This window comes from Brevibacterium sp. ZH18, from assembly GCF_022748595.1.
Taxonomy (GTDB): domain Bacteria; phylum Actinomycetota; class Actinomycetes; order Actinomycetales; family Brevibacteriaceae; genus Brevibacterium.
In genome coordinates, this window is sequence record NZ_JALDSX010000012.1 from 18,326 (window position 1) to 43,460 (window position 25,135).

Sequence of the window (25,135 nt, forward strand, 5' to 3'; positions counted from 1 at the left end):
AGGTCGGCCAAGCGACCGCAACACGGACACTCTGAGTCTTCGCAATGAAGATCAGCTGACAATGAAGTTGGAGGAACACCAATGACGATGATTCAAATTCTTATGCTCGTGGTGCTGGTGGTGATGTTCATCGCCGCGACGAAGTGGCCGGTCAACATCGGAATCATGGGGCTTGTCGCCGCATTCGCCTTCGGCACCTTCGTATTCGGGATGGATGACAAGGAGATACTGGAGGAATTTCCCGCGAGCATCGTTCTCACGATCGTCGGCGTGACGTTCTTCTTCAGCATCGCCCAGCGCAACGGCACCATCAAGATCCTCGTCGATCTTGCCATCCGCGCCGTGCGCGGTCGCATCAACGTCGTGCCGTGGATCTTCTTCGTCATCTCCTCACTGCTCACTGCACTGGGCACCTTCTCCCCGGCAGCAGTTGCGCTGCTGGCGCCGGCCGCCATGGGTTTCTGCGCGACGACCGGCTACAGCGGCGTCGTCATGGCCGCGATGGTCATCAACGGAGCACACGCCGGCGGTTTCTCTCCGATCTCCGTCTCCGGCAACATCGTCAGAGACATCGCTGAATCCAACGGATTCGAGATCGACTCCGGTGCGCTCTTCGTCGCCGCCTACGCCGTCAACCTCATCATCACGGTTCTCACCGTCGTCGTGATGAAGGCTCTCAAACGACTGCGGACAGTGCCGGAACCAGAAGATTTCAACACCGAGCCCACAGCGGGTTCCCCCTCGACGGGATCAGATACGACGGGATCGGATCCGGCAGGCGGGCGTTACATGACGAGCGGTGGTCAGCGGACGGCTGTTGCCGTTGCAGCACCCGCGCCGACAGCGACGTCGAGCATGACCGGCCAGGTGTGGCTGACCATCTCCCTCATCGTCGTCATGGTCATCGGCGCCGTCGGGTTTGCGCTGCCCATCGGATTTCTCGCGCTGGCCTGCGGGCTGGTGCTGGCGTTCACCTCATTGAAGAACTCGGAGAGTCTGGTCTCGGGAATCTCGTGGTCCACCGTCCTGCTGGTGACGGGCATGATCATCTACGTCAGTCTGCTCACTCATGCCGGAGTCATCGACTCATTGTCGACGATGGCGGTGGCCATCGGTGCACCTCTCCTCGTTGCCGTCGTCCTCTGCTATGTGATCGGCATCAGCTCGGCCTTCGCGTCCTCGACGGCGCTGCTCACCGCGCTGATCCCACTGTCGATCCCGCTGCTTGAGCAGAGCGATCTCAGTGCGACAGCGGTGATGGCCGCACTCGCCGTGTCCGCCACGATCGTCGATGTCTCCCCGTTCTCGACGGACGGTGCACTGATCATTGCGAACACACAGGGCAAAGAGGCAAAGACCATCTGGCGCGATCTCATGATCTACGCGGGCTTCGTCGTGCTCAGCGCGCCGCTGCTGTCATGGGCTCTGCTGGTGCCAACCGGCATCATGTGACGATGTGAGCGCCCCCGGGCACTGCCGACGGAATCCAACCGGTTCGGCAGGCCCGGGGCGCTTTGTTATGCGCGCGAAAACGACGCTTCTCCCTGTCCATGTCAGTGCCGAATCGTAGGGTGGGGTCTGACTACATAGGATGGGGGAGACCCAAGGAGGAACCCATGAGATTCGTAGCCACTGGCGACTGGCAGCTGGGCATGACTGCGCACTACCTCAGTGCTGAGGCCCGACCCCGGTTCCATCGTGCCCGCCTCGACGCTGTTAAACGTATCGGTGAGATCGCTGCTGAACAGTCCTGCGAATTCGTCGTCGTCTGCGGTGACGTGTTCGAGTCGAACCAGCTCAATCGAGCGATCGTCTCCCGCACCTTCGAAGTCCTCAGCGCCTTTACCGTTCCCGTCGTTCTCCTGCCGGGAAACCATGACCCCCTCGACGCCGCCTCGATCTACGACTCACCGGACTTCACCTCTCGCAAGCCCGACCATGTCCATGTCCTGCGAGACAGCAAACCGTTCGAGGTCATCCCCGGTGTTGAAATCGTCGGTGCCCCCTGGTTCTCGAAGCGTCCCCAGGCCGATCTGCTCGCCCAGGCAACCCATGACCTCGCCGAGGTTGTCCCCGGGAATGTGCGCATCATCGCCGGTCACGGTGCCGTGAGCTCTCTTGACCCCGATCGGGATTCGCTGGCGACCATCGATGACTCTTCCCTTCGGAGAGTGCTCGGCGAGAACCGAGCCCAATTCGTCGTCCTGGGCGATCGGCACGCGACTCACTCGGTGACTGATCGCATCTGGTATCCCGGTGCACCTGAGGTGACATCTCGACGCGAGGACGATCCAGGCAACATCCTCCTCGTCGACATCGATCCCGAGACTTCCGCCAGCTCCGTGGAGAAGGTGCACGTCGGGGCCTGGTCCTACCTCGTCGTCGAAGAGGACGTGAACTCCGATGACGATGTCACCCACCTCGAGCAGCGCTTGGCCGACGTCCCTGACAAAGACTGCACGGCTGTCTGGCTGATTCTGCGCGGAACACTGTCGACCGCGGCCAAGTCGAGACTCGATGAAGTCCTCGACCACGCCTCGGACCTCTTCGCTTTGGTCTCCTTATGGGAGCGGCACACTGACGTCGCAGTCATCGCCGCCGATGACGACTTCGCCGGACTGGGACTGAGCGGATATCTGCAGGAATCGCTCGACGAACTCTCCGCACAGGCTGCCGGAGACGACGAAAGCGCGGTGGTCGCACAGGATGCCCTGGGACTGCTCTACCGGTTTGCAAGGAGCGGATCATGAAACTCCATTCCATCCACCTGCGGAACTACCGAGGGATCACGGACGCGCGCGTCGAATTCGCGGACGGCGTGACTGTCGTCGAAGGGCCGAACGAGGTCGGGAAGTCCTCGATCCACCAAGCAATCACCCACCTGCGTGAGGACAAATCGAGTTCGCGCAAGGGAAGCATCAAAGAAATACAGCCGGTCGGAGCCGATGTAGGTCCTGAAGTCGAGCTGCATCTGACGACTGGCGACTATGAGCTCAAATATCGGAAACGGTGGCTCAAACAGCAGGAGACGCAGCTCAATGTTCTGAGGCCTGTCCCCGAGCAGCTGAGCAGTGACGACGCCCACGACAGATTCTTGACGATCCTCGAAGAGACCGTTGACGTCGACCTCCTCGTCGCACTCGATGTGGCGCAGGGAGAGAGCCTGGCACAGGCGCCTCTGGCGCAGATCAAAGCACTGCACAGTGCTTTGGGGGAATCCGGGGCCGAAGTCGCCGACCACGATGACTTCCTCGTCCGGGTCGAGGCCGAATACCTCAAGTACTTCACCGCCAAGGGGCGGGAGACAGGGGAGTATAAGGACCTCATTGCTCAGGTGCCTGTTGTCGAAGCCGCCTACGAGGACCTGCTCGATCGCAGTCGCGGAATGGACGATCTCGTCGACAACCATGCGCGAGCCGCGGCGCGATTGGAGACCGTGCGCACCCAGTTGGCGCGGGCTGTCGCCGACAAGGACGAAGCAGAGAAGGCCTCGGCAGCGATCGCCGAACTCAAGACCGTCCTCGACCAGATCGTCGATCGCGCGAAGTCCGCCGCGCGCGATGAACAGATCGCCCAGGAGTCCCGGGATCGTCGTACGGCACTCATCGACGAAGTGACCGCAGCGGAAGCAGCCGTGGGAACTGGTTCGAAAGAACTGTCCGAGCTGGAAACGTCCCAGAAGGAGAAAGACACAGAATTCGAGACTCTGCAGAGGGCCCTCGGCGAGAAGCAGGAGGTGCTCAATGAATCGCGCACTTCGGCGAAGGAACTGACTCGCGAACTCACCCGGGCCCGCGCCACAGCAGAACTGACCGAGCTGCGACAGCGCCTGGAAACTGTGAGAGAGCACGACGAGCGGCGAACACGGGCACAGGCGACGATCTCATCGATAGCGGTCACAGGTCGAGACGTCGAGACGCTGAACTCGTTGGCGACGGACCTGCGCATCGCTGAAAATGCGAAGACGTCCGCGGCGGCGAAGGTCGTCGCCACTCAAGTGGGGGACCGGCCGGTAACGATCGATGGCGCGGTCATCGGGGAAGCGGCCACTGAAGACGTCGCTGTCGTCAAAGACGTGCACATCACCATCGACGGAATCGCTGACATCATCGTCCGGCCAGGTGTCTCCCCGGGAGAGCTGGACAAGGCGATCACCTCGGCGAAGAGTGCCTTCGACGCCGAGTGCGAGAAGCTCGGGGTGGACTCGGTCGAGCAGGCACGGGAGCGGGCTCACCGGCGGGCCGACGCAGAGGCAGTCTTGGCTGAAGCATCATCGACTCTCACCGCACTGCTCGGCAATGATGAGCGTCAGGACCTCGAAGCGAAGCTGGCACGAGCCCAGGATCTGGCGGGGGCAACGGTCGAAGATGGTGCGAATGCCTTTGCCTCCCGCACTATCAAAGAGCTGGAAGCGGCACTCGACGAGGCTGAGAAAGCCGCTGAGACAGCGCAGCACGACGTGGATGAAGCCCGATCAAGACTTGACCGACTCCGCACCTCACGCGACGAAGCCCGAGTCGCCACCGTCCGTGCCCAGACCACGTTGCAGGAGGCCGCTGCACAGCACATTCGTCTCAAGGAATCGCTTGCGCAGGCCCGTGCTGCAGCAGCAGATGAGGATCTCGAGAAGGCTGCGACAGCCGCCGCATCCGATTCCGAATCCATCGCTGTGAAGATGGCCGAAGCCAAAGCGAACTATGAGGCTGCTGATCCGGAGACCCTGGAGATGCAGCTGCAGAACGCTCGCCAGCTGGTCATCAGCAAGGAGGCGCAACGGGAGACCGACCGGCAGAAGGTCGACCAGCTGTCGGCCCTCATCGACGACCGCGCGAGCGAAGGCATCTACGAGAAGCTCGCTGCCGCTGAAGAGACGATGGACTCGGCCCGTCAGAGGTTGGCGCGTCTGAGACGCCAGGCTCAGGCGATCGACCTGCTCAGGTCCACGGTTCTTGCGCACAAAGAAGAAGCGCAGCGGAAGTATGTGGCTCCGTTTAAGGAGCAGATCGAGCGTCTGGGACGCTTGGTCTTCGGGCAGGGACTCTCCGTCGAAGTGTCGGAGAACCTCGAAATAGTCTCGCGGACCGTCAACGAGCGGACCGTTCCCTTCGAGTCACTGTCCGGTGGCACGAAGGAACAACTGGCACTCATCGGCCGCCTCGCCGTCGCCACGCTCGTCGACGGAGATTCGGGAGCACCGGTCATTCTCGACGATGCCTTCGGCTTCGCTGACGCCGAGCGTCTCAACGCCCTCAACGTCATCCTCGGCAACGTCGGTCAGAGTGCACAGGTTATCCTGCTCACCTGCCAGCCGGACCGGTTCGGGAGCATCGGCGGAGCGACGACAGTCAGTCTCAGCTGAGTGCCGCAGCCCGGGCTGCTTGCGCAGCGTCGACCGCGTCTTCACGCAGCGTTCGGCGCAGGATCTTGCCCGAACTCGTCTTCGGCAGCTCGCCGATGAACGTCACTTGGTGCGGCGCCTTGAAAGAGGCGAGACGTTCGCGGCAGTAAGCGATGATATCGGCGCCGCTGACGGCATCGGTATCGGCGCTGGGTGCCAGCGTGACGAACGCGGCGACGTCCTCACCACGGTACTCATCGGGAATGCCGACGACCGCGGCCTCCTGAATCGCCGGGTGAGTGTAGAGGACATCCTCAACCTCACGCGGCCACACTTTGAAGCCGGAAGCGTTGATCATGTCCTTCATCCGGTCAACGACGAAGAGCCACCCTTCGGCGTCCATGAAACCCACGTCGCCGGTGCGCAGCTCCCCACCGGGAATCTGCTCGGCAGTGGCCTGTGGATCGTTGAGGTACTCGGAGATCACCTGCGGACCAGAGATCGCGATCTCGCCGACCTCGTTCGGCCCGAGCGCCTGACCTGAGCCGTCGAGGATCCGGATCATCGTGTCCGCCTGGGGGAGTCCGCAGGCGAGGTTGCCGCTGCTCTCATCCACCGGAGCGCGAAGGTCCGTCGGGACTGTAGCGGCCTGAGCGCAGGTCTCGGTAAGGCCGTACCCCTGAGCAAGGTAGAGGCCGGTCCTCTCCTCGAACTTGTTGACCAGTCCCTCCGGAAGCGGGGCGCCGCCGGACTTGATGCGCGTGAACGAAGCGAAATGATCCCTCGTGAAATCAGGATGAGCCATCATCGCCGTGTACACGGTGGCCGGTCCGACCATATAGGTCGGCCGCTCACGCCGGCACAGCTCGAGCATCGGACCCGGTGCGAAACGATAGTTCAGGACCAGACGCGCTCCACCGGCAACAGCCGCGATGAACTGGCTGACGAAGCCGGTGATGTGGAACAAAGGCGCCAGTGTCGCGAAACCGTCCCCCGGAGTGAACGAAGCTGAGCGCACAGTCTGGCGGGCGTTGTTCGAGACGTTCCCATGCGATGCCAAAGCACCCTTGGACTTGCCAGAGGTGCCTGACGTGAACACTACGAGCGCATCGTCATCCGGCGAGGGAGCAAAGGGGACGAAATCGGTGTCGAGGTACCGCTCGACGATCTCATGGAAGACCACGTTGTCAGGTGTTGCAGGCAGTTTCGCGAACCCGGAGAAGATGGCCTCCGGACCGTCCACCTGATAGCTGAGGTCATCGCTGAGGACGACGACGGGAACCGACTGTGCAAATGGTGCGACTCGATCGAGGTAAGCGGCCTTCGATACGACGAGGCCTTTCACCTCAGCAGTCGAGAAGATGTGCTCAAGCTCTCCGCGGTACATCGGGTTGAGTGGGACAACAGTGCCGCCCGCCTTCCAGATGCCGAAGGTGGCGATGGCGAATTCCGGGGTGTTCTGATCGTAGATGCCGACCCTGTCGCCGCGAGTGATGCCCTGATCGGCGAGGTAGGCGGCGAACGCGGTGGACCAGCGGTCGAACTGCGACCACGTGAGCGAGAATCCGTAGTAGCTGAGTGCCTCACGCTCACCATGCTCGTCAACAGTGGCGGCCAGATCGGCAAGCGTCGTCGACGCCTCCAATCGGTAGGGCTGCGGAGCATTCTCGCCCAGTGTCGCCAACCATGGTCGCGTCTCGCACCAATCGCTCATACCCGAAACTACCCTCTTCACATTTCCCTTGGTCGGCGAACGTCACCGGCTTCACAGAAGTACGCTACTGCGACCGCTCGCCAAGAGCAATCGAACGATCGAACAGTGGCGTATTCGTGACCCGGTGACGTTCGGAGTCGCTTGCACACAGAGCCTCATACGTTCAGAGGCTCAAACTCTCAGTTCGTGCCGGCGGCCTCCTGCGCGGCCTTCGCCGCGGCGACAGCATCGGCACGAATCGTACGGCGCAGGACCTTGCCTGAACTCGTCTTCGGCAGTTCGTCGATGATCGTCACCTGACGCGGAGCCTTGTACGAGGCCAGCTTCTCCCGACAGAAGGCGACGATCTCCGCCCCACTGACTGTGTCCGCTTCAGGTCCCGACTGCAGGGTGACGAACGCAGCGACGCTCTCGCCTCGGTACTCGTCGGGGATGCCGACGACGGCTGCTTCCTGGATGGCCGGGTGTGTGTAGAGGACATCCTCGACTTCGCGGGGCCACACTTTGAAGCCGGACGCGTTGATCATGTCCTTCTTCCGATCGACGATGAACAGCCATCCGTCGTCGTTCATATAGCCGACGTCACCGGTGCGCAGCTCGCCGCCGGGGATCTGCTCCGACGTGGCCTTGGCATTGTTGATGTATTCGGAGACGACTTCCGGTCCCGAGATCGCGACTTCACCGATCTCATTGGGTCCCAGCGGTTCCCCGGAGTCGTCGAGGATGCGGATCATGGTGTCGGGTTGAGGCAGACCGCAGGAGAGATTCCCGCTGTCGGGGTCGACCGGAGCCCTCATCCCCGGCGGTACGGTGGCGGCCTGAGCGCAGGTCTCGGTCAGCCCGTAGCCCTGTCCGATGTAGACGCCGGTCTTCTCCTCGAACTTGTTGACCAGTCCCTCGGGAAGCGGTGCTCCACCCGACATCATGCGCTTGAACGGTGCGAAGTGCGCTGGTGTGACGGCAGGATGAGCGAGCATCGCGGTGTAGACCGTTGCCGGCCCTGCCATGTACGTCGGCTGCTCCTTGAGGATGAGGTCGAGGAACGCGGTGGGTTCGAAGCGGTAGTTCAGGATCAGACGGGCACCGCCGGCGACACCCGCGACGAACTGACAGATGAACCCGGTGATGTGGAAGATCGGTGCCAGGGTGAGGAATCCGTCGCCGGCTTCGAAGGTCGGGGTCCGCAGGCAGTAGCGGGAATTGCTCGACACGGAGGCATGGGTACCGGAAGCACCTTTCGCCTTGCCCGACGTGCCCGAGGTGTAGACGACGATCGCCTCATCCTCAGAGGTGGGAGTCACCGGGGTGAAGTCCGCATCGAGGTGAGAGTCGACGACAGCCTGGAAGTCAGGTCGGTCGGGAACCTCCCCGGTCCCCGGATTCTTCCCGGGGGTGCCGGGCAGAGCGTCGAACATCGCGAAGATCGAGTCCGGGCCCTCGGTCTGGAAGGCGCGGTCGTCGCTGAGCACAACAACCGGGACGTCCTTCGCGTACGGAGCCACCCGGTCGAGGAACGCCGCCTTCGAGACCATCAGTGCCTTCACCTCGGCGTCGGCGAAGATGTGCTCGAGCTCCCCGCGATACATGGGATTGAGCGGAACGACGGTGCCGCCTGCTTTCCAGATTCCGTAAGTCGCAATCATGAAGGCCGGGGTGTTCTGGTCGTAGATGCCCACCCGGTCGCCGGAGGTGATGCCCTGCTCGGACAGGTACGCGGCGAAGGCCGTGGAGTACCGGTCGAAGTCCGACCAGGTCAGCGTGAACCCGTAGTAGTTGAGTGCCTCTGCCTCGCCGCGTGCGGAGACGGTCGCCGCCAGGTCCTCAAGCGTCGTGGACTTCTCCAAAGTGAGGGGCTCGGTGATCAGGTCGCCCCACGTGTTCAGCCAGGGGCGTGTGTCGAACCAAGTGCTCATTGCTTCGCTTCCTTCATCGTTGAATGGGTGTCGAACAGGGTGTGCTGGTTTACTTTCGGTACTTCTTGATCTCGTTGCGAGCGATCGAGCGCTTGTGGACCTCGTCGGGACCGTCGGCCAGGCGCAGGGTGCGCATGTGGGCCCACATGCTCGCGAGCGGGAAGTCTTGGGTGACGCCGGCGCCGCCGTGGACCTGGATCGCGCGATCGATGACCTTGAGCGCCATGGTTGGAGCGATGACCTTGATCTCGGCGATCTCGTTCTTCGCGACCTTGTTGCCGTGTTTGTCCATCATGTCCGCTGCGTGCAGGGTCAGCAGTCGCGCCTGGTCGATCTCGATGCGAGCCTCGGCGATCCAGTCCTGGATGTTTGAGCGCGACGACAGCTTCTCACCGAAGGTCACGCGCTCCTCGGCGCGTTTGACCATGAGTTCCAGCGCACGTTCGGCCGCGCCGATCGCGCGCATGCAGTGGTGGATGCGGCCCGGTCCCAGACGGGCCTGGCTGATTGCGAATCCTTCGCCTTCTCCCTTGAGGATGTCCTTGGCGGAGACGTGGACGTCCTCGAAGGTGATCTCGGCATGGCCTTCGCGGTCGTGGAAGCCGAAGACAGGCAAGTTGCGTACGACGGTGACACCGGGGGCGTCGATCGGGACGACGAGCATCGACTGCTGGCGGTGCGTCTCGGCGCTGGGGGAGGTCTTGCCCATGACGATGAGGACGCGGCAGTTCGGGTGCATGCCGTTCGAGGCGAACCACTTGCGGCCGTTGAGGACGAATCCGTCGTCGGTGGCTTCCATACTCATCTCGACGTTCGTCGCGTCCGAGCTGGCGACGGCAGGCTCGGTCATCGCGAAGGCCGAGGCGATCGTGCCGTCGAGCAGCGGCTTGAGGTAGTTCTCCTTGTGCTCGTCGGTGCCGAAGCGGGTGAAGACCTCCATGTTTCCGGTGTCCGGGGCGTTGCAGTTGATGGCCTCTGGGGCGATCTCGATGCTGTGGCCGGTGATCTCGGCCAGGGGTGCGTACTCGAGGTTCGACAGGCCCGGGCCCCATTCGGGATCCGGGTGGAAGAGGTTCCACAGTCCCTGACTCTTGGCCTCGGCTTTGAGGTCCTCGAGGATCTGCGGCTGCGTGTGCGGGCTGTCTGCAGCCGCCATCTGCTCGGCATAGACGGATTCTGCCGGGTAGACGAACTCGTCCATGAACTTCGTCAGGCGCTCCTGGTAGTCGCGGCTGCGGTCAGTGGTTTCCAGCATGTGTGCTCTCCTCGTTGAGTCGGGTCTGTTCGTTGAGTCGTCTCTGATAGCGGCTCATTCCCTTGAGCCAGCGGTCGTAGTCGCTGCCTTTCATGCGATACATGTCGAGCACCTCAGGGTGGGGCAGGATGAGGAACTGTTCGCTCTCGACGGCGTCGAGGACCACGGTCGCAACTGCTGCGGGGCTGAGCACGGTACCGGCTTCGGTGACCGCGGCCTGTGCCGGCCCGTCGGCTCCGCTGGCGCGCAGCAGGTCCGTATCGACACCCATCGGAGCGATCACCGAAGCTCGGATTCCGTCATCGCGATAGGTCAGCGACAGCCATTCGGCGAAGCCGACCGAGGCGTGTTTGGTCACCGAGTACGCCGCCGATCCGATCTGGGTGAGCAGGCCCGCCGCCGAGGCGGTCGCGACGAAATATCCCGACCCGGCCTCCTGCCAGCGGGGGACCAGGGCTTGGGCGGCGCGGATGTGGGCACGCATGTTGACGTCGATGATCGCGTCCCAATCACCGTCAGTGTCGCCGAGGCCGGCGGGTCCGATGATGCCGGCGTTCGCGAAGTACATGTCGACCCCGCCGAGGCGGTCGTCGGCGAAGCCGATGAGATCGTCGATCCCCGCCACTGAGGACACGTCCCCGACCCACGCGTGAGCCGAGGCATCAGCCGAGGCATCAGCCGAGGCATCAAGTGCCGCAGCGGTCTCAGTGACTGTGGGGGAGAGGTCGGCGAGGACCACTCGGGCACCGCGTGTGATGAGTTCGGTGGCCAGTGCTGCGCCGATCCCGCCTGCAGCACCGGTGACGATGACGCGTTTGCCGGCTGCGGGGGCTTTCACGATGTTCGTACCCGCAGCGTTGTCGCTGGATGTGTAGTCGCTGGATGCGTTGTCGTCGGGTGTGCTGTCGCTGTGCGTGCTCATGACTTCTCCAGAATGGTCAGGGCTTGGCGGGCCAGGTCTTCGACTCCGGCGCCTGCGGTTTCCGGATCGAGGTCGAGGTCGCCCATCTTGCCGGTCACGAGGCGTGTGTAGACACCCTCACGGATGCACGCGAGCTTCCACATGGCGAAGGCCTCGTAGTAGCCGACATCGTGGACCTCGTGGCCGCTGACCTTCTGGTAGCGGTCGATGATCTCGGCGGATTCGGGGAACCCCTGATCGGGGGTCGGGACCCAGATGCTCGTGTACTCCTGAGGCACGGTGAGCATCGCGACGAAGTAGCCCAGATCGGTGAGCACCTCGCCGACTGCTGTGAGCTCCCAGTCGACGACCGCGTTGACCGCGCCGTCGGGGGCGAAGATCATGTTGTTGGGTTTGAAATCGCCGTGGGCCAGACCGACGGGACTGCCTGCCGGGTCGGGCATTCTCTGGGCGAGGGCGTCGTGGACCTCGTGGATGACGGGGGTGTCGCGCATCGAGATCGCTTCGACCTGCCCGAGCCAACGCCGCAGCTGACGTTCGATGAGACCACCGTCGCGGCGCAGATCCCCGAGGCCGACCTCGTCGATGTTGACGTGATGGATCGCGGCCAGGGTGTCGACCATGCCGAACGCGCATGCTCGTTTGTCGTCGAGTCCGGGGCCATCTGAGATCCGCGCCCAGTCGGTCGCGGCGTTCATGGCGAAGCCGGGGCAGTGGTCCATGAAGACGAATGGCACGTCGAGGATCTCGGAATCGTCGACGATGTCGATGACGTGCGGGACGGGAACTGGGCTGTCCTTGAGCGCGGCCATGATCCGTCCCTCGCGGGAGACGTTGTGGGCGCTGCCGCCGGTGTGTCCCAGCGGCGGACGCCGGAGCACCCATCGAGGCTGGCCTCCAACGGTGATCGTGAAAGTGAGATTCGACCGTCCGACGGACATGACTTGGACGTCGAAGTCGGTGACTCCGAACCGGTTCTCAATCCATGGTCCGATGGTTTCGGCATCGAATCCTGCAGGTGCTGTGGTCAACGTCGACCCTCCCAAGTGAACAATCGTTCAGTTTCGTTCACAGTATTCAACCCGGGCGTGTGAGTCAAGCTGAAATCGTGATGCCAGTCACGGTCGAATGTGATAGTGATGATTGGGTTGTCCCAAGCACCTTTCATCGACAGTGAGGAAATCATGAGAGCCATTCGCGTAACCGCTCTGACCGGGCCCGACGATGTGGAGCTCGCCGAGGTTGATCGGCCGAGCCCGGGGGAGCGCGAAGTGCTCATCGAGGTCGCCTATGCCGGTGTGACCTTCCCTGAGCTGCTCCAGACCCGGGGCATGTATCAGGTCAAGCACGATCTGCCGTTCGTCCTCGGTTCGGAGGCTGCCGGCATCGTCGCCGAGGCTGGACCTGGGTCCCGCTTCTCCGTGGGCGACCGTGTGGCCGCCATCCCCGGCAAAGGCTCGTTCGCCGAATTCATGGTGGTCAATGATGAGCAGACGGTGCCCGTGCCGGACGGCATCAGTCTGGCGCATGCGGCGGGAATGCCGATGAACGTGCTCACCGCGGACTTCGCATTGCGTTTGAGGGCGCAGGCGAAGGCCGGTCAGTCCATCCTCGTCCACGGTGCCGCCGGCGGGCTCGGCTCGGCTGCCGTGCAGATGGCGCTGGCCATCGGCCTCGACGTCGTCGGTGTGGTCTCGACGGAGGCCAAGGCTGAGACCGTGCGAGGGCTCGGTGCCACCCACGTGGTCATGGCCGAGAGATTCAAGGACGCGACCAAGGAGATCTACCCGAACGGAGTCGACTATGTCTTCGACCCGGTCGGCGGGGACCGCTTCACCGACTCGACCCGAGTGCTCGCACCCTATGGACGCCTTCTGGTCCTCGGATTCACTGCCGGTGAGATCCCCTCGGTCAAGGTCAATCGTCTGCTGCTGAAGAACATCTCCGTCGATGGTGTGGCGTGGGGAGCCGCGACCCGCGAGCGGCCCGGCTACATTGCCGAGCAGTGGGACGCGATCGCCGACTATGTGGCCGCGGGCAAGCTCAATCCGGCGATTCACGGCACCTACCCGCTCAGCGACGCCGCGAAGGCGGTCGGCGAACTCGATTCCCGCAGTGTGCAGGGCAAGGTCCTCCTCGAACTCAAAGGCGAGTAGAGAGCGCTAAAACACAAGTGTGCGGTGCGGCTGTGGGCAATCCACGGTTGCACCGCACACCTCACTTTCGGCGGTGGCGCTTGGCGATGTCGCGGCCGACGAGTTCCTTCATCACCTCGTTCGATCCGCCGAAGATCGCCTGGACCCGGCTGTCCTTGAACGCTCGGGTGATCGGGTATTCGAGCATGTAACCATAGCCGCCGAAGAGCTGCAGGCACCTGTTGATGACCTCGATCTCGAGGTCGGAGCCCAGGTACTTCGCCTTGGCTGCGTCGACGGGAGTCAGCTCACCGGCGTTGAGTGCCAGCGCACAGCGGTCGACGAATGCCTCAAGGGCATCGACGCGGGTTTCGAGCTCGGCGAGTTCGAAGCGCGTGTTCTGGAAGTCCCCGATCGTCTGCCCGAACGCTGGCCGGGTGAAGACGTATTCGCCCGTCCATGCAAGTGCTGCTCTGGCGCCGGCCAGTGTTCCCGAACCGATGAGCATGCGCTCGGTCGGCAGGTTGACCATGAGGTGGATGAACCCTTGGTCGAGTTCGCCGAGGAGGGCATCGGCGGGCACGCGCACATCGGAGAAGGAAAGCTCCGAGGTGTCCTGGGCGTCCATGCCGAGCTTCTTGAGCTTGCGCCCGCGTTCGAAGCCCGGTGTGCCGTCGTCGACGATGAACAGTGAAGTCCCCTGGGACGGTTTGGCGTCGGGGTTCGTGCGGGCGACGACGATGACGAAGTCGCAGTGATAGCCATTGGTGATGAAGGTCTTCGCGCCGTTGATCACCCAGCCGTCCCCGTCGCGCACAGCCTTGGTCGTGATGCCTTGCAGGTCAGAGCCGGCATTCGGCTCGGTCATGGCGATCGCACCGATCGCCTCGCCCGAGGCAAGGCCTGGCAGGTACTTCTCCTTCTGAGCCTGGGTGCCGAAGGCCAGGAGGTAGCCGGGAACGATGCCGTCGGATACGCCCCATCCACTTGTGGTCCCACCGACGCCTCGGCGAGCGATCTCTTCGGCCCGGACCATCTCGAATCGGAAGTCATCGACTCCGGCTCCACCGAATTCCTCGGGGATGGTCAGGCCGATGACGCCCGCCTCGGCGGCCTTCTTCCACATCGATCGGTCGACGAGATGGTTCTCCTCCCAGGCCTCGACGTGGGGCACGACCTCACGGTCGAGGAAGGTGGCGACGGTGCCGCGGAAGGCTTCGTGGTCTTCGTTGTACAGGTTCCTCTTCACAGGTGGTGTCCTCTTCGTCGAGCGGGTTCAGTGCAGTTTCAGGGTGGCGAAGGAATCCGCTGCTGAAAATGTGACCCAGATAACTGATCGTGCGTTAAGATTTCCACGAAGACGAGAAACAGTCAAGGTCGACCGTAAGTCAGTGGACAGCAGTACGGCAGACACGGACGCATGCAGTGTGGCAGCGAATAGCCGCCGAGGCTGCTGTTCGTCCCAGCGATTGCAGAGGAGCCGTCAGATGGAGATTCGCGACATCGTGGCCAAGCCGATGCGCAACGGAGAGGTCATCAGGCTCGACGGCGCGATCCGGATGGCCTCGAAATGACTGACCCTGACCGAGTAGGCCAGGCAGATCGCACCGCCCGGTCGCAGGAGCTCATCCTCGACGCGACGATCGAGTGTCTGCTCGCCGAAGGCTATGCGGCGACGACCACGATGAAGGTCCAGGCGAAGGCGGGAGTGACCCGCGGCAGACTGCTCCACCACTTCCCGTCGAAGAGGGAGCTGCTCACGGCTGCGGTCACCCGCCTCGGCGAACAGCGCCTCAACCGGAATCTCGAGGACCGCACCGATGACTTCAGTCTGTCCCTGGCCGAAAAGCGTCCGCCCGCCGCCGAGGTGGAGAAGAGGTCCGACTGGGCCGTGATGATCCTATGGGCGGGGCTGATGCACTCGAGCTTCTTCACCGCTCTGGAGCTGTGGATAGCGTCGCGAACCGACGATGCGCTCGCCGACAAGGTCAGGGCGCATGAGAAGAACGTGTTCGAAAGAGTGAGAGAGAATGCTCGCGAGCTGTTCGGGCCGGCCATCGCGTCGCAGGCAGGATACGACCACATGTTCTCCGTGCTCTTCTCGAGCATGCGCGGGATGGCCGTGACCTACACGTTCTCCCACCTCGATCCCCAGACCGAACCGATGATCACAACCTGGCAGCAGATCGCCAGGTCCCTCCTGACGGACGCACCCGCCGTGGACCCGCGCTGAACCGACCCGATGACCACCGATGTCGACGATGACGAGGAAGTAACATGTATCCAGGAAAATGGGCAGCACAGAATCCCGACAAACCCGCTCTCATCATGGCGGACACCGATGCGGTGCTCACCTACGGCGAGCTGGAGGACCGATCACTTCGGCTGGCCAACCACCTGCGCTCGAAAGGCTTCGAGAAGGGCGACCACATCGCGGTCATGGCCGAGAACCGGTTCGAGATCATCGAGGCACTGTGGGCGGCGCTGCGCACCGGGACCATCATCACGGTCGTCAATTCTCATCTGACGGCGACGGAATCGGCCTACATCGTCGATGACTGCGACGCTCGTGCCTTCCTTCTCTCGACCCGTATGGAGAATGCAGGCGAGGTCGCTGCTGGGTGCCAGCAGATCGAGAACCGGATCCGCATCGATGCTGTCCCCGACGGTGAGGCGGGGGAAACCTTCGCTGGCTGGGACGACTATGAAGAGGTGCTCGCGGCCGCCTCGGCGGATAGGCCCGAGGTCGAGCCCCGCGGTGACGACATGCTCTACTCCTCGGGCACGACCGGACGACCGAAGGGCATCCTGCCCGGGGCCACGGACCTGCTCATCGAGGACGAGGACGTTCCGCTCATCAGCCTGTTCCGCGCCCTCTACGGGTTCGACGATGAGACGGTCTACCTCTCGCCCGCGCCTCTCTACCACGCCGCACCGCTGCGGTACGTGATGACGACGCACTCACAGGGCGGCACCGTTGTCGTCATGCCCCACTTCGATGCCGAGAACGCATTGGCGCTGATCGAGAAGCACCGTGTCACGCACTCGCAGTGGGTGCCCACGATGTTCATCCGGATGCTCAAACTGCCCGACGAGGTGCGTCGTTCCTTCGACGTCTCCAGCCTCAAGGTCGCCATACACGCCGCCGCCCCATGCCCACCGGAGGTCAAGCGGGCCATGATCGAATGGTGGGGTCCGGTGGTCCATGAGTACTATGCCGCGACCGAAAGCAACGGTATTACCATCATCGATAGTCAGCAGGCGCTCGAGAGGCCGGGCTCGGTCGGGCGTGACGGAGTCAAAGGCATCGTCCACATCTGCGGGCCAGGTGGGGAGGAGCTGCCAGCTGGTGAGGTCGGAGTCATCTACTTCGAAGCCGCCTCGGCACTGTTCGAATACTACAAGGATCCGTCGAAGACCGCGGCGTCCAGGCACCCGGATCACCCGGACACGTGGGCGACGACCGGAGATATGGGCTACCTTGACGAGGACCGGTTTCTCTACATCGCCGAGCGCACCACGGGCCTCATCATCTCCGGTGGTGTGAACATCTACCCGCAGGAGATCGAGAATGCGCTCGCCCTGCGGCCCCAGATCGCCGACGTGGCCGTGGTGGGCAAGGCCGATGACGAACTCGGGCAGATTCCAGTCGCGTTCGTGCAGTTGGCCGATGGCGTCGCTGGGGCGGGGCAGGCCGATGAGATCCGCAGCTGGCTGGTCGACCGGTTGGCTCGGTTCAAGATTCCCCGCGAGTTCTACTTCGTCCCGGAGCTGCCGCGCACGCCGACGGGGAAGCTGGTCAAACGCAAGCTGCCGGATCCCGCGACGCTGGCAGGATGAATCGCACTGTGCTGCGCGAGTCGTCAGCTTTTCTCACACGCCGTAGACCTGGTCGAACGCACTCATGTCGCCGACGACTACGAGTTTCGTCGTGGCCCGGGACATCCCCACGTAGAGCATGTCCACTGCCCGTTCGACGTCGCGGAAGCCGTTGATGCACAGGACCACGACGGGTCGTTCGAGGCCTTTGAACCCGAGGACGTGGCCGTAGAAGACGTCTTCGGTGGCGAAGAACTGGTCCCAGTAGGCCGACGTCCCCTCGGTCTCCACGATCGATCGCTGCTCGGGGTGTCGGCTGCCCGTGGTGAGCAGTGCGATGTCGCCGGGGTTCCAGCCTGCATCCATGAGCGATTCGACCTGCCCGTCCGCTTCGGCCAGAGCTGACTCGAGGTCGGTCTCGACCCAGTCGATCTCCTCGCCGGGACCGTTGCGGGGAATCGGCGGGTCGATGGCGAGGTCGGCGAAACCGGCCACGATCTGTTCGGAGTTGCGCAGATTCTCATCGAGTTGGATCGGGTTCATCGTGATCGGGGACGCGCCCTGACGGCCGAAGATCCGCTGCCGTTCATCGGTGAAGACGTAGAGCGTGCCGTCGACCTGATTGCGCAAGCATGATTGGACGGCTTCCCACCACAGGAGGCTGAAATCCTGGCCCTCGTCGATGACGATGGCATCGAAGAGATTCTTCCGCGGACGCTCGTCGGCGAGGTCTTTGAGCTGCAGCGGCAGGTCGCGCTCCCAGTACTCGGAATCGTCATCGCTGCCCGGTGCCGCTCCCCAGGAGATCGGCAGATCGTGGAACAGGCCCACATATGCTGGGCGGTCCTCTTCTGGCCAGTGGGCGGTGAAGAGCTGGAGGAACCGGCCCAGACCGCGGGAATAGCACATGAGGGCGACCCGTTTGCCCTCGCGCGTGAGCGACTGGGCTTTGAGCAGCGCCAGGTAGGTCTTGCCGGTTCCGGCGCCACCGCTGATCTCGGCTCGATTCTGGTGCCGCAGAATGTTGATGAGCTTCGCCTGCTCCCGGCTGAGTTCGTCGGCGCGGTCGGAGATCTCTGAGGCTCTGAGGCTGACGTTCTCCACCGCTTGATTCGTCCGGCGCAGGTTCTTCAGGACGAACTCGTGGGAAGTGGAGATGCTGTCGCGCTCAGGGTTGAAGTCGTATCTCAGCTGGGCGGAGATGACGCCGGCGATCGAACCGAGCTGCGTGGAATCGACGAGCTGGCGCCGGGGTGCGTCCGGCTGATCCCAGTCCTGTGGTAGCTGCGTGTAGGGAAGCACCGCAAGATGGCTGATAGGCCCGGGCAGCGTCGAGACCCGGTTGCGCAGATAGTCGACGAGGTTGTGCTTGGCGACCATCGCCTGCTCGACAGGGGAGACCTTGAGTCGATTTCGACGGCCATGCCCGTCCTGGGTGATCCACGTTCCGTCTTCGACGCTGACTCGGCCGCCTTTGACCTCGATGACGGCGATCCCGAACCCGGGCCAGAGCACGAGGATGTCGATCTCGACGTCCTTGTCGTCTCCGGTCAGACGTTGGCCGTGGACCATCGTCGCCTCGTCGGGGAGCTGTTCGCACAAGGACTCCCAGACCGTCGCCTCGGCGGTGGAGCCTTTGAAATCAGGTTGCTGCGGAATCAACGTGACCATAAGCCGAGACTAGCCGAGGATCTGAGGAATCCGGTGGAGGGCAGCCGGACAGACTTCGGGCCCGCTGGTCATCAGCGGGCCCGAAATCCTTCTCAGCGATCGGTGAGTCCGTCACATGTGGACGGCGAACTCAGAGCTCACTTCGCGTCGCCGGCGAGCTCCGATTCGTCGAAGACGACGTCGGCGCCCTCTTCGGGAAGACCGGAGCCGCGCAGCGACGCACCCTTGGTCTCCTTCATGAAGAACGTGGCGATCAGACCGATCACACAGGCGCCCATCATGTAGTAGGCAGGCACGATTGAGTTCCCGGTCGCCGCGATCAGCGCATCATTGGCCGACGGTGCCGTACCGCCGAACAACGCTGTCGAGATGTTGTAGGAGATCGCAAATCCGGCGAAACGGACGGGGCCGGGGAACATCGCCGGGAAGGTTGCGGAGATCGTGCCGAGCTGCGGGATGTAGAGCAGGCCCAGCACCGCGAATCCGACCAGCGCCCAAACCGGACCTTTGGCCATGAGCATGTACATCGGCACCGAGGCGACGATGAGACCGATGAGCGAGAAGTACCACACCGGTTTGCGGCCGACCTTGTCGGAGAGCATTCCGCCGAAGGGTATGAGCACCATCATGAAGGCCTGTGCCAGGAACATGACCGTCAGTGCGGCATTCGATCCCATGCCGACAGGTCCCTGCAGGTAGGACGGCATGTATGACAGCAGCGTGTAGTTGACGACATTGACGGCCACGACCATTCCGCCCAGGATGAGCAGCTGTTTCCAGTAGACGGTGAAGAGAGTATGGAAGACGTCCTTGACCGACTTGCCCTGGTCGTTGTCGTCGAGCTCCGAGTAGACGGGGGACTCGTCGAGCTTGGTCCGCAGGTAGAGGCCGATGACGCCCATCAGTCCTGCGAGGACGAATGGGATCCTCCAGCCCCAGTCCATCATCTTCTCTTCGCCGAGGCCCAGCTGCAGCAGCAGGACGACGAGCGAGCCCAGAGCCATGCCGGCCAATGTGCCGAACTCGAGGAAGCTGCCGAAGAAGCCGCGACGCTTATCCGGTGCGTACTCGGCCATGAACGTCGCAGCACCGCCGTACTCACCGCCCGAGGAGAAGCCCTGGACGACGCGGAGAAGGACGAGGATGATCGGCGCGGCGATGCCGATCGTTGCATAGCTCGGCAGGAAGGCGATGAGGAACGTCGATCCGGCCATGAGCAGAATGGTCAGGGCCAGGACCGTCTTGCGCCCGAGGCGATCGCCCATCGGACCCCAGACGATACCGCCGAGCGGGCGGAAGACGAAGGAGACGGCGAACGTCAGCAGAGCTAGGAGCTGCCCGTGGCTGCCGGGGAAGAAGTGCTGGGTGATGTATGTGATCGAGACTGCGTACAGTCCGTAGTCGAACCACTCTGTCGCATTGCCGACCGCAGAGGCTGCGACGGCTTTGCGGACAGTCTTGAGGTCTGGTTCGGGTGGGGCGTCGGGGGTGTCTGAACTGGGATGCGTGTTGGGGTTGCTCACGGAATCCTCCGATCGTGTGGGCCATCATCGAGGTGGCCCTCTAGAGAGAAGCGACTATGAACGCTACGAGCATCAGCTGAACGTTTCAACGCGAAAATACTGTCAAATCAACGGCGTGTCCCTGCCTCATTCCGGACTATACGAGCCTCTCACCAGGTGCGATGTAAATGAAATCCAAAATCTGATCTGCCGAAAAGGTTCACAGGCAATGCCATGGATATCGTTATCATCCGATGGTTGACAACAATTCGATTCGATGACCAACTTCGGATGGAGTCGATCAGCGAGTAAAATGCATTGTCACATATCCAAGCCTCCTCGAGGTGAAATCGTCGCATGAATTCGCGCCGATCTCGGTCCCCGAATTCATAATCTGCAATCGTCGAATTCAAAATCTGCAATCTTCGCAGTTCTCCCGAAATTTCTCCGCACCATTGATTGTCTCGGTGGTAGTCTGCCAAGCACCTGACCTGGGTCATACCGGAACTGGGCCGTCACGATGAGGAGATCTGCTCATGGGAGTGCTTCGGAAGAAGGATGTCAACGACGTCATTCACCAAAACGATGAGGCGAGCGAGGGCGGAAAACTGAGGAAGAACCTCAGCGCCAAGGACCTCATCGGCTTCGGCATCGGAATCGTCATCGGTACCGGTATCTTCACGCTCACCGGTCTCGAGGCCAAGGAGAATGCGGGCCCAGCCGTGATGATCTCCTTCGTCATCGCCGGATTCGTGGCCCTGCTGGCCGCACTCTGCTACGCGGAGTTGGCCGCAGCCGTCCCGACCGCTGGCAGCTCCTACACCTACGCATATTCCACGATCGGAGAGATCTTCGCGTGGATCATCGCGTGGGACCTCATCCTCGAATTCGCCCTCGGCGCATCTGTCGTCGCCCGCGGCTGGTCCGGTTACATCGCGGGTGTGTTCGACCTGCCCTCGCAGTGGTTCGCCGAGGAGGGATCGATCGTCAACCTCGGCGCGATCTTCATCTCCCTTGTCCTCGGCTGGGTGGCGATGCGCGGCATCCGCGAATCGAAGTGGGTGACCAACGGACTCGTCGTCATCAAGGTCCTCGTCTGCATCTTCGTCATCGTCGTCGGCGTCTTCTACATCAAGTCAGCCAACCTCGTGCCCTTCATCCCGCCGGCGAAGCACGTCGAGGCCGGAGCTGCTGAGGGTCTCCAGGCTCCGCTGTGGCAGTTCGTCTCGGGCATCGAACCCTCGAGCTTCGGCGTCGTCGGCGTCTTCGTCGCAGCCGCGGTCGTATTCTTCGCCTACTCGGGATTCGAAGCCATCGCCAACCTCGGCGAGGAGACGAAGAAGCCTGCCAAGGACATGCCGATGGGGCTGCTCGGCACGCTCGCGATCTGCACGGTCCTCTACGTCGGAGTCTGCCTCGTCGTGACCGGTATGGTCCACTACTCGAAGCTGTCCGAAGGCGACGCCGTCGCCGACGTGTTCACGCAGAACGGGCTCGGCTGGGCCGGAATCCTCATCGGCATCGCCGCCGTGGCCGGCCTGAGCTCGGTCATCCTCGTCGACATCGTCGCCATGGGCCGCATCGGCTTCGCGCTCTCCCGTGATGGTCTGCTGCCGGGCATCTTCGCCCGCATCCACCCGCGCTGGGGCACCCCGGTCCTGATGACGGCGCTGACCGTCGGAGCCGTGGTCATCCTCTCCGGACTCGTGCCGATCTCCGTGCTGGCGGAGATGGTGAGCATTGGAACGCTGTTCGCCTTCGTCGTCGTCTCGATCGCCGTCATCGTCCTGCGCAAGACGTCGCCGGATATGAAGCGACCATTCCGGACCCCGTGGGTGCCGTTCCTGCCGATCGTCTCGGTCATGGCCTGCCTCGGACTGATGGTCAGTCTCGCAGTCGAGACCTGGCTGCGCTTCATCGTCTGGTTGTTGCTGGGCTTCGTCGTCTATTTCGCTTACGGAAACCGGAAATCACGTCTGGCTCGTCAGGAACGCGAGGGCGCTAAGGAACGCGAGGGGGATTCGAAATGAGTGTTCTCGTCGGATTCGGCGTTGATACGAAGAGCCGTGCCGCTGTACGCTTCGGCGCCGACCTCGCCCGAGCCTCGGGCGAACCGCTCATCCTCTGCTGTGTCGTCCAGGATCGGTTCTCCTCCAGTCAGATGTCGGACTTCTCCGGCGTCTCCGACGACTGGAAGAAGGAGATCAAGGACATGACGTCCCAGGCGATCGCCGACGCCAAGGAGGCTCTTCCTGCGGATGTGGACGCCGAGGTGGTCACGCGATCCGGTCGATCCGTGACCCGGGTGCTCCACACCGAAGCCATCGACCACAACGCCCAAGTTCTCGTCACCGGGTCCTCGGTGCGCGGGCCGCTGGGGCGCATCGTCCTCGGCAGCACGACCGATCGTCTCGTCCACTCCTCACCGCTGCCGATTGCTCTGGTGCCCCGCGGCTACAACTCGGACCGTACGGAGATCAGGCGTCTGGTCTTCGCCGTCGACCCCTCGCGAAAGACGGAGCGATACTACGATTCCGTGGCACGACTAGCTCATTGGCTGGGCATCGGCGTCGAGGTCGTGACCTTCGCCGTCAGACCCTCGCGGCCCACCGGCATGGGAGCCTTCTCCGACCAAGGTGTGTATTCCCACTGGCGGAGCCAGGTCACGACAGGACACAGCGACATCGTGTCCGCGATCGAGAACAGTGAGGATGGGGTCAACGTCACCGGGACGGAAATCGTCACCGGCGACCGATGGTCGAGTGCGGTCAATGCCTTCGACTGGCAGGACGGAGACATCCTCGTCGCCGGATCGAGTGAGAGCGCCCTCCACGGTGTGTTCCTCGGGTCCACGGCCACTCACATCATGCGCCACTCACCGGTGCCGATGGTGCTGCTGCCCCGACCCAGGCGTTAGCTGGGTACAGAAGGGCCCAGTGCCTTACCTGGCATGACACAGTCAGCGAAATCGAGTGAGTCGACGCACATCCAGACGGTTTCGTGCTCAGGGAATGACTGTTCGTCCACCCGATGTCCTAGGCTTGAGCACTGCGAATCCTGACAGAACGCTCAACTCAACTGACTGTCCTGTAGCCGAATCCTCGGTCAGCGGGGCTCGGAAGGCAGCACGACACGTGGACCAGACCAGGAACCATTTGGAATCATCCGAGACGGATGCAGAACCTCCTCCCGCAAAGGAGGCGGACGCTGTCGGCACCGATCACGATTCCCCGACCGGGCCCGCCGAGGTGGCCCAACGCAGCCGTATCGACATCCCTGTCGCGGGAACCAGCGTCGGAATCCTTGCGATCTTCGTTGCCCTCGCCCTGATTCTTCCGGATAAGATGTCAGCCTGGGTGGGCACCGCATTTGCCGCCTGCGCCGACATCTTCGGCATGTACTGGCAGATCCTTCTGCTGGCCACGGCACTCATCGCCATCATCCTCATCTTCACCCCTTGGGCCAAGGCACGGTTGGGCAATCAGGCCCGCCCAGACTTCAACCGCTTCAGCTGGGTCGCCATGATCATGACGACATTGCTCGCTGCCGGGGGAGTCTTCTGGGCGGCCGCGGAACCGATGTACCACTACGCGACGACACCGCCCTACTTCGCCGACAGCGGAGACAGCGGCTTCGACGAGGTAGCCGCCGCGCTCGCCACGAGCTTCATCGACTGGGGCTTCCTGGCCTGGGCGATCCTCGGTTCCCTGGGAACGATCGTGATGATGCGCGCCGCAGAAAAGGGGATGCCCCTGCGTCCCCGCAGCCTGCTCTACCTTGTTCTGGGCAAGAAGGCTGCGACCGGCCCGATTGCAGCCGTGGTCGACATCGTCTGTGTCATCTCTGTCGCCGCCGGCACGATCGGCCCTGTCGGATTCCTCGGCATGCAGGTCTCCTACGGTCTGAACTCCCTGTTCGGCATCCCCGATATCTACCCCGTGCAGCTCGTTGTGATTGCGGTGCTCACCGCCGTCGCCGGCGTCAGCGTCTTCTCCGGTGTCAGCCGGGGCATCCGCTTCCTCAGCAGCGCCAACGTGTGGATAGCGCTGGCACTCATGGCCACCGTGCTCGTGGTCGGATCGGCCTGGTTCGTGATCAAGAGCTACTTCAGCGGCTTCGCTTTGTACATGACCGACTTCTTCGCCATGACGCTTTACCGAGGAGACACCGAATGGCTCTCGGGCTGGACAGTGTTCTTCTTCGGCTGGTTCCTCGGCTATGCCCCGCTGATGGCAATCTTCGTGGCTCGCATCTCAAAGGGCCGAACCGTTCGGGATCTGCTCATCAGCACCACGGTTCTGCCTCCCATCGCCACAACGTTCTGGTTCACTGTCCTGGGCGGCACAGGCATCTTCCTCGAACAGAAGTCTGCCGGTTCCATCTCGGGACCGCTGATGGACGGAGGGCTGCCCGCCGCAGTCATGGCCATCAGCGATAACCTGCCGCTGTCGTTGATCATCAGCCTCGGTTTCCTCCTCTTGACTATGACCTTCGTGGCCACGACCACGGACTCCATGTCGTTCGCGATGTCGCAGTCATGCATGACGAGCGGTGAACCATCGCCGAAGCTGCGGGCCACGTGGGCCCTGCTCATCGGTGTCACTGCGGCCGTGCTCATCAGCTTGGGAGACGGTGGGGTCGACGCGCTGCAATCGGCGATCGTCATCACCGCTGTGCCGGTGGGCTTTGTCATGTTGCCCTCACTGTTCGCGGCGCCGATCTATGTCAGGCAGATGGCCAAGGAACAGAACCTGGCCTGAGATGAGACTGACTGCGCCCCACCCTCGTCGAGGGCTTCTTCCCGTGTGGCACTGTTCTATCGAATATCGTCAATGTTGTTACTGGTGTTGGTCTTCGGCATCCGAC

At 62.8% G+C, this 25,135-nt stretch carries 17 protein-coding genes; 9 read left to right on the top strand and 8 right to left on the bottom strand.

The window, feature by feature from the left end; translation table 11 throughout:
- Positions 1-81: 81 nt before the first annotated feature.
- The 3 genes from MPN20_RS06745 (at position 82) to MPN20_RS06755 (ending at position 5,359) form a co-directional block, all read left to right on the top strand.
- A complete protein-coding gene (locus tag MPN20_RS06745; RefSeq protein WP_242780732.1) occupies positions 82-1,452 on the top strand; it encodes an SLC13 family permease in 1,371 nt (456 codons plus the stop codon).
- Between the two features lie 164 nt (positions 1,453-1,616).
- Positions 1,617-2,750: a metallophosphoesterase gene (locus tag MPN20_RS06750; RefSeq protein ID WP_242780733.1), complete on the top strand. Its 1,134-nt coding sequence runs from the start codon at positions 1,617-1,619 to the stop codon at positions 2,748-2,750.
- Positions 2,747-5,359 (top strand): AAA family ATPase, encoded by a 2,613-nt coding sequence (locus MPN20_RS06755; RefSeq protein ID WP_242780734.1) that lies wholly within the window; start codon positions 2,747-2,749, stop codon positions 5,357-5,359. The genes MPN20_RS06750 and MPN20_RS06755 overlap by 4 nt, the downstream gene beginning before the upstream one ends.
- Here MPN20_RS06755 and MPN20_RS06760 read toward each other — a convergent pair.
- The 5 genes from MPN20_RS06760 to MPN20_RS06780 form a co-directional block, all read right to left on the bottom strand.
- Positions 5,352-7,052: an AMP-binding protein gene (locus MPN20_RS06760; protein WP_242780735.1), complete on the bottom strand. Its 1,701-nt coding sequence runs from the start codon at positions 7,050-7,052 to the stop codon at positions 5,352-5,354. The genes MPN20_RS06755 and MPN20_RS06760 overlap by 8 nt on opposite strands.
- Positions 7,053-7,231: 179 nt before the next feature.
- Positions 7,232-8,965, bottom strand: coding sequence for an AMP-binding protein (locus MPN20_RS06765; protein ID WP_242780736.1), 1,734 nt, complete (start codon positions 8,963-8,965; stop codon positions 7,232-7,234).
- A 49-nt stretch (positions 8,966-9,014) separates the two neighbouring features.
- Complete coding sequence (locus MPN20_RS06770; RefSeq protein WP_242780737.1) at positions 9,015-10,220, bottom strand: acyl-CoA dehydrogenase family protein; 1,206 nt, start codon at positions 10,218-10,220, stop codon at positions 9,015-9,017.
- On the bottom strand, positions 10,204-11,142 hold the full coding sequence (locus MPN20_RS06775; protein ID WP_242780738.1) for an SDR family oxidoreductase: 939 nt from the start codon (positions 11,140-11,142) through the stop codon (positions 10,204-10,206). Before MPN20_RS06775 ends, MPN20_RS06770 begins: the two co-directional genes overlap by 17 nt.
- Positions 11,139-12,173 carry a phosphotransferase family protein gene (locus MPN20_RS06780; RefSeq protein ID WP_242780739.1) on the bottom strand — a complete coding sequence of 345 codons (1,035 nt, stop codon included), beginning with the start codon at positions 12,171-12,173 and terminating at the stop codon, positions 11,139-11,141. Before MPN20_RS06780 ends, MPN20_RS06775 begins: the two co-directional genes overlap by 4 nt.
- A 153-nt stretch (positions 12,174-12,326) precedes the next feature.
- On the opposite strand from MPN20_RS06780, the gene MPN20_RS06785 reads away from it, so the two are divergent.
- Entirely contained in the window at positions 12,327-13,298 is a 972-nt protein-coding gene (locus MPN20_RS06785; RefSeq protein ID WP_242780740.1) for an NADPH:quinone oxidoreductase family protein, read from the top strand.
- A gap of 61 nt (positions 13,299-13,359) precedes the next feature.
- Here the strand turns inward: MPN20_RS06785 and MPN20_RS06790 are convergent, their stop codons facing one another.
- Positions 13,360-14,526 (bottom strand): acyl-CoA dehydrogenase family protein, encoded by a 1,167-nt coding sequence (locus tag MPN20_RS06790; protein WP_242780741.1) that lies wholly within the window; start codon positions 14,524-14,526, stop codon positions 13,360-13,362.
- Positions 14,527-14,847: 321 nt separating this feature from the next.
- On the opposite strand from MPN20_RS06790, the gene MPN20_RS06795 reads away from it, so the two are divergent.
- Together MPN20_RS06795 and MPN20_RS06800 are read left to right on the top strand one after the other, a co-directional pair.
- Positions 14,848-15,510, top strand: a complete 663-nt coding sequence (locus MPN20_RS06795) for a TetR/AcrR family transcriptional regulator (RefSeq protein ID WP_242780742.1) — start codon at positions 14,848-14,850, stop codon at positions 15,508-15,510.
- A gap of 44 nt (positions 15,511-15,554) precedes the next feature.
- Positions 15,555-17,117 (top strand): AMP-binding protein, encoded by a 1,563-nt coding sequence (locus tag MPN20_RS06800; RefSeq protein ID WP_242780743.1) that lies wholly within the window; start codon positions 15,555-15,557, stop codon positions 17,115-17,117.
- A 33-nt stretch (positions 17,118-17,150) separates the two neighbouring features.
- On the opposite strand, the gene MPN20_RS06805 is transcribed toward MPN20_RS06800, so the two are convergent.
- Complete coding sequence (locus tag MPN20_RS06805) at positions 17,151-18,767, bottom strand: NERD domain-containing protein (protein WP_242780744.1); 1,617 nt, start codon at positions 18,765-18,767, stop codon at positions 17,151-17,153.
- A 137-nt stretch (positions 18,768-18,904) separates the two neighbouring features.
- Positions 18,905-20,290, bottom strand: a complete 1,386-nt coding sequence (locus tag MPN20_RS06810; RefSeq protein ID WP_242780745.1) for an MFS transporter — start codon at positions 20,288-20,290, stop codon at positions 18,905-18,907.
- 515 nt (positions 20,291-20,805) lie between these two features.
- On the opposite strand from MPN20_RS06810, the gene MPN20_RS06815 reads away from it, so the two are divergent.
- From MPN20_RS06815 to MPN20_RS06825, 3 genes are all read left to right on the top strand, one after another.
- Complete coding sequence (locus MPN20_RS06815; protein ID WP_242780746.1) at positions 20,806-22,299, top strand: amino acid permease; 1,494 nt, start codon at positions 20,806-20,808, stop codon at positions 22,297-22,299.
- Complete coding sequence (locus MPN20_RS06820) at positions 22,296-23,186, top strand: universal stress protein (protein WP_242780747.1); 891 nt, start codon at positions 22,296-22,298, stop codon at positions 23,184-23,186. The genes MPN20_RS06815 and MPN20_RS06820 overlap by 4 nt, the downstream gene beginning before the upstream one ends.
- 238 nt (positions 23,187-23,424) lie before the next feature.
- Positions 23,425-25,029 (top strand): BCCT family transporter, encoded by a 1,605-nt coding sequence (locus MPN20_RS06825; protein ID WP_242780748.1) that lies wholly within the window; start codon positions 23,425-23,427, stop codon positions 25,027-25,029.
- The last annotated feature ends 106 nt before the right edge of the window (positions 25,030-25,135 follow it).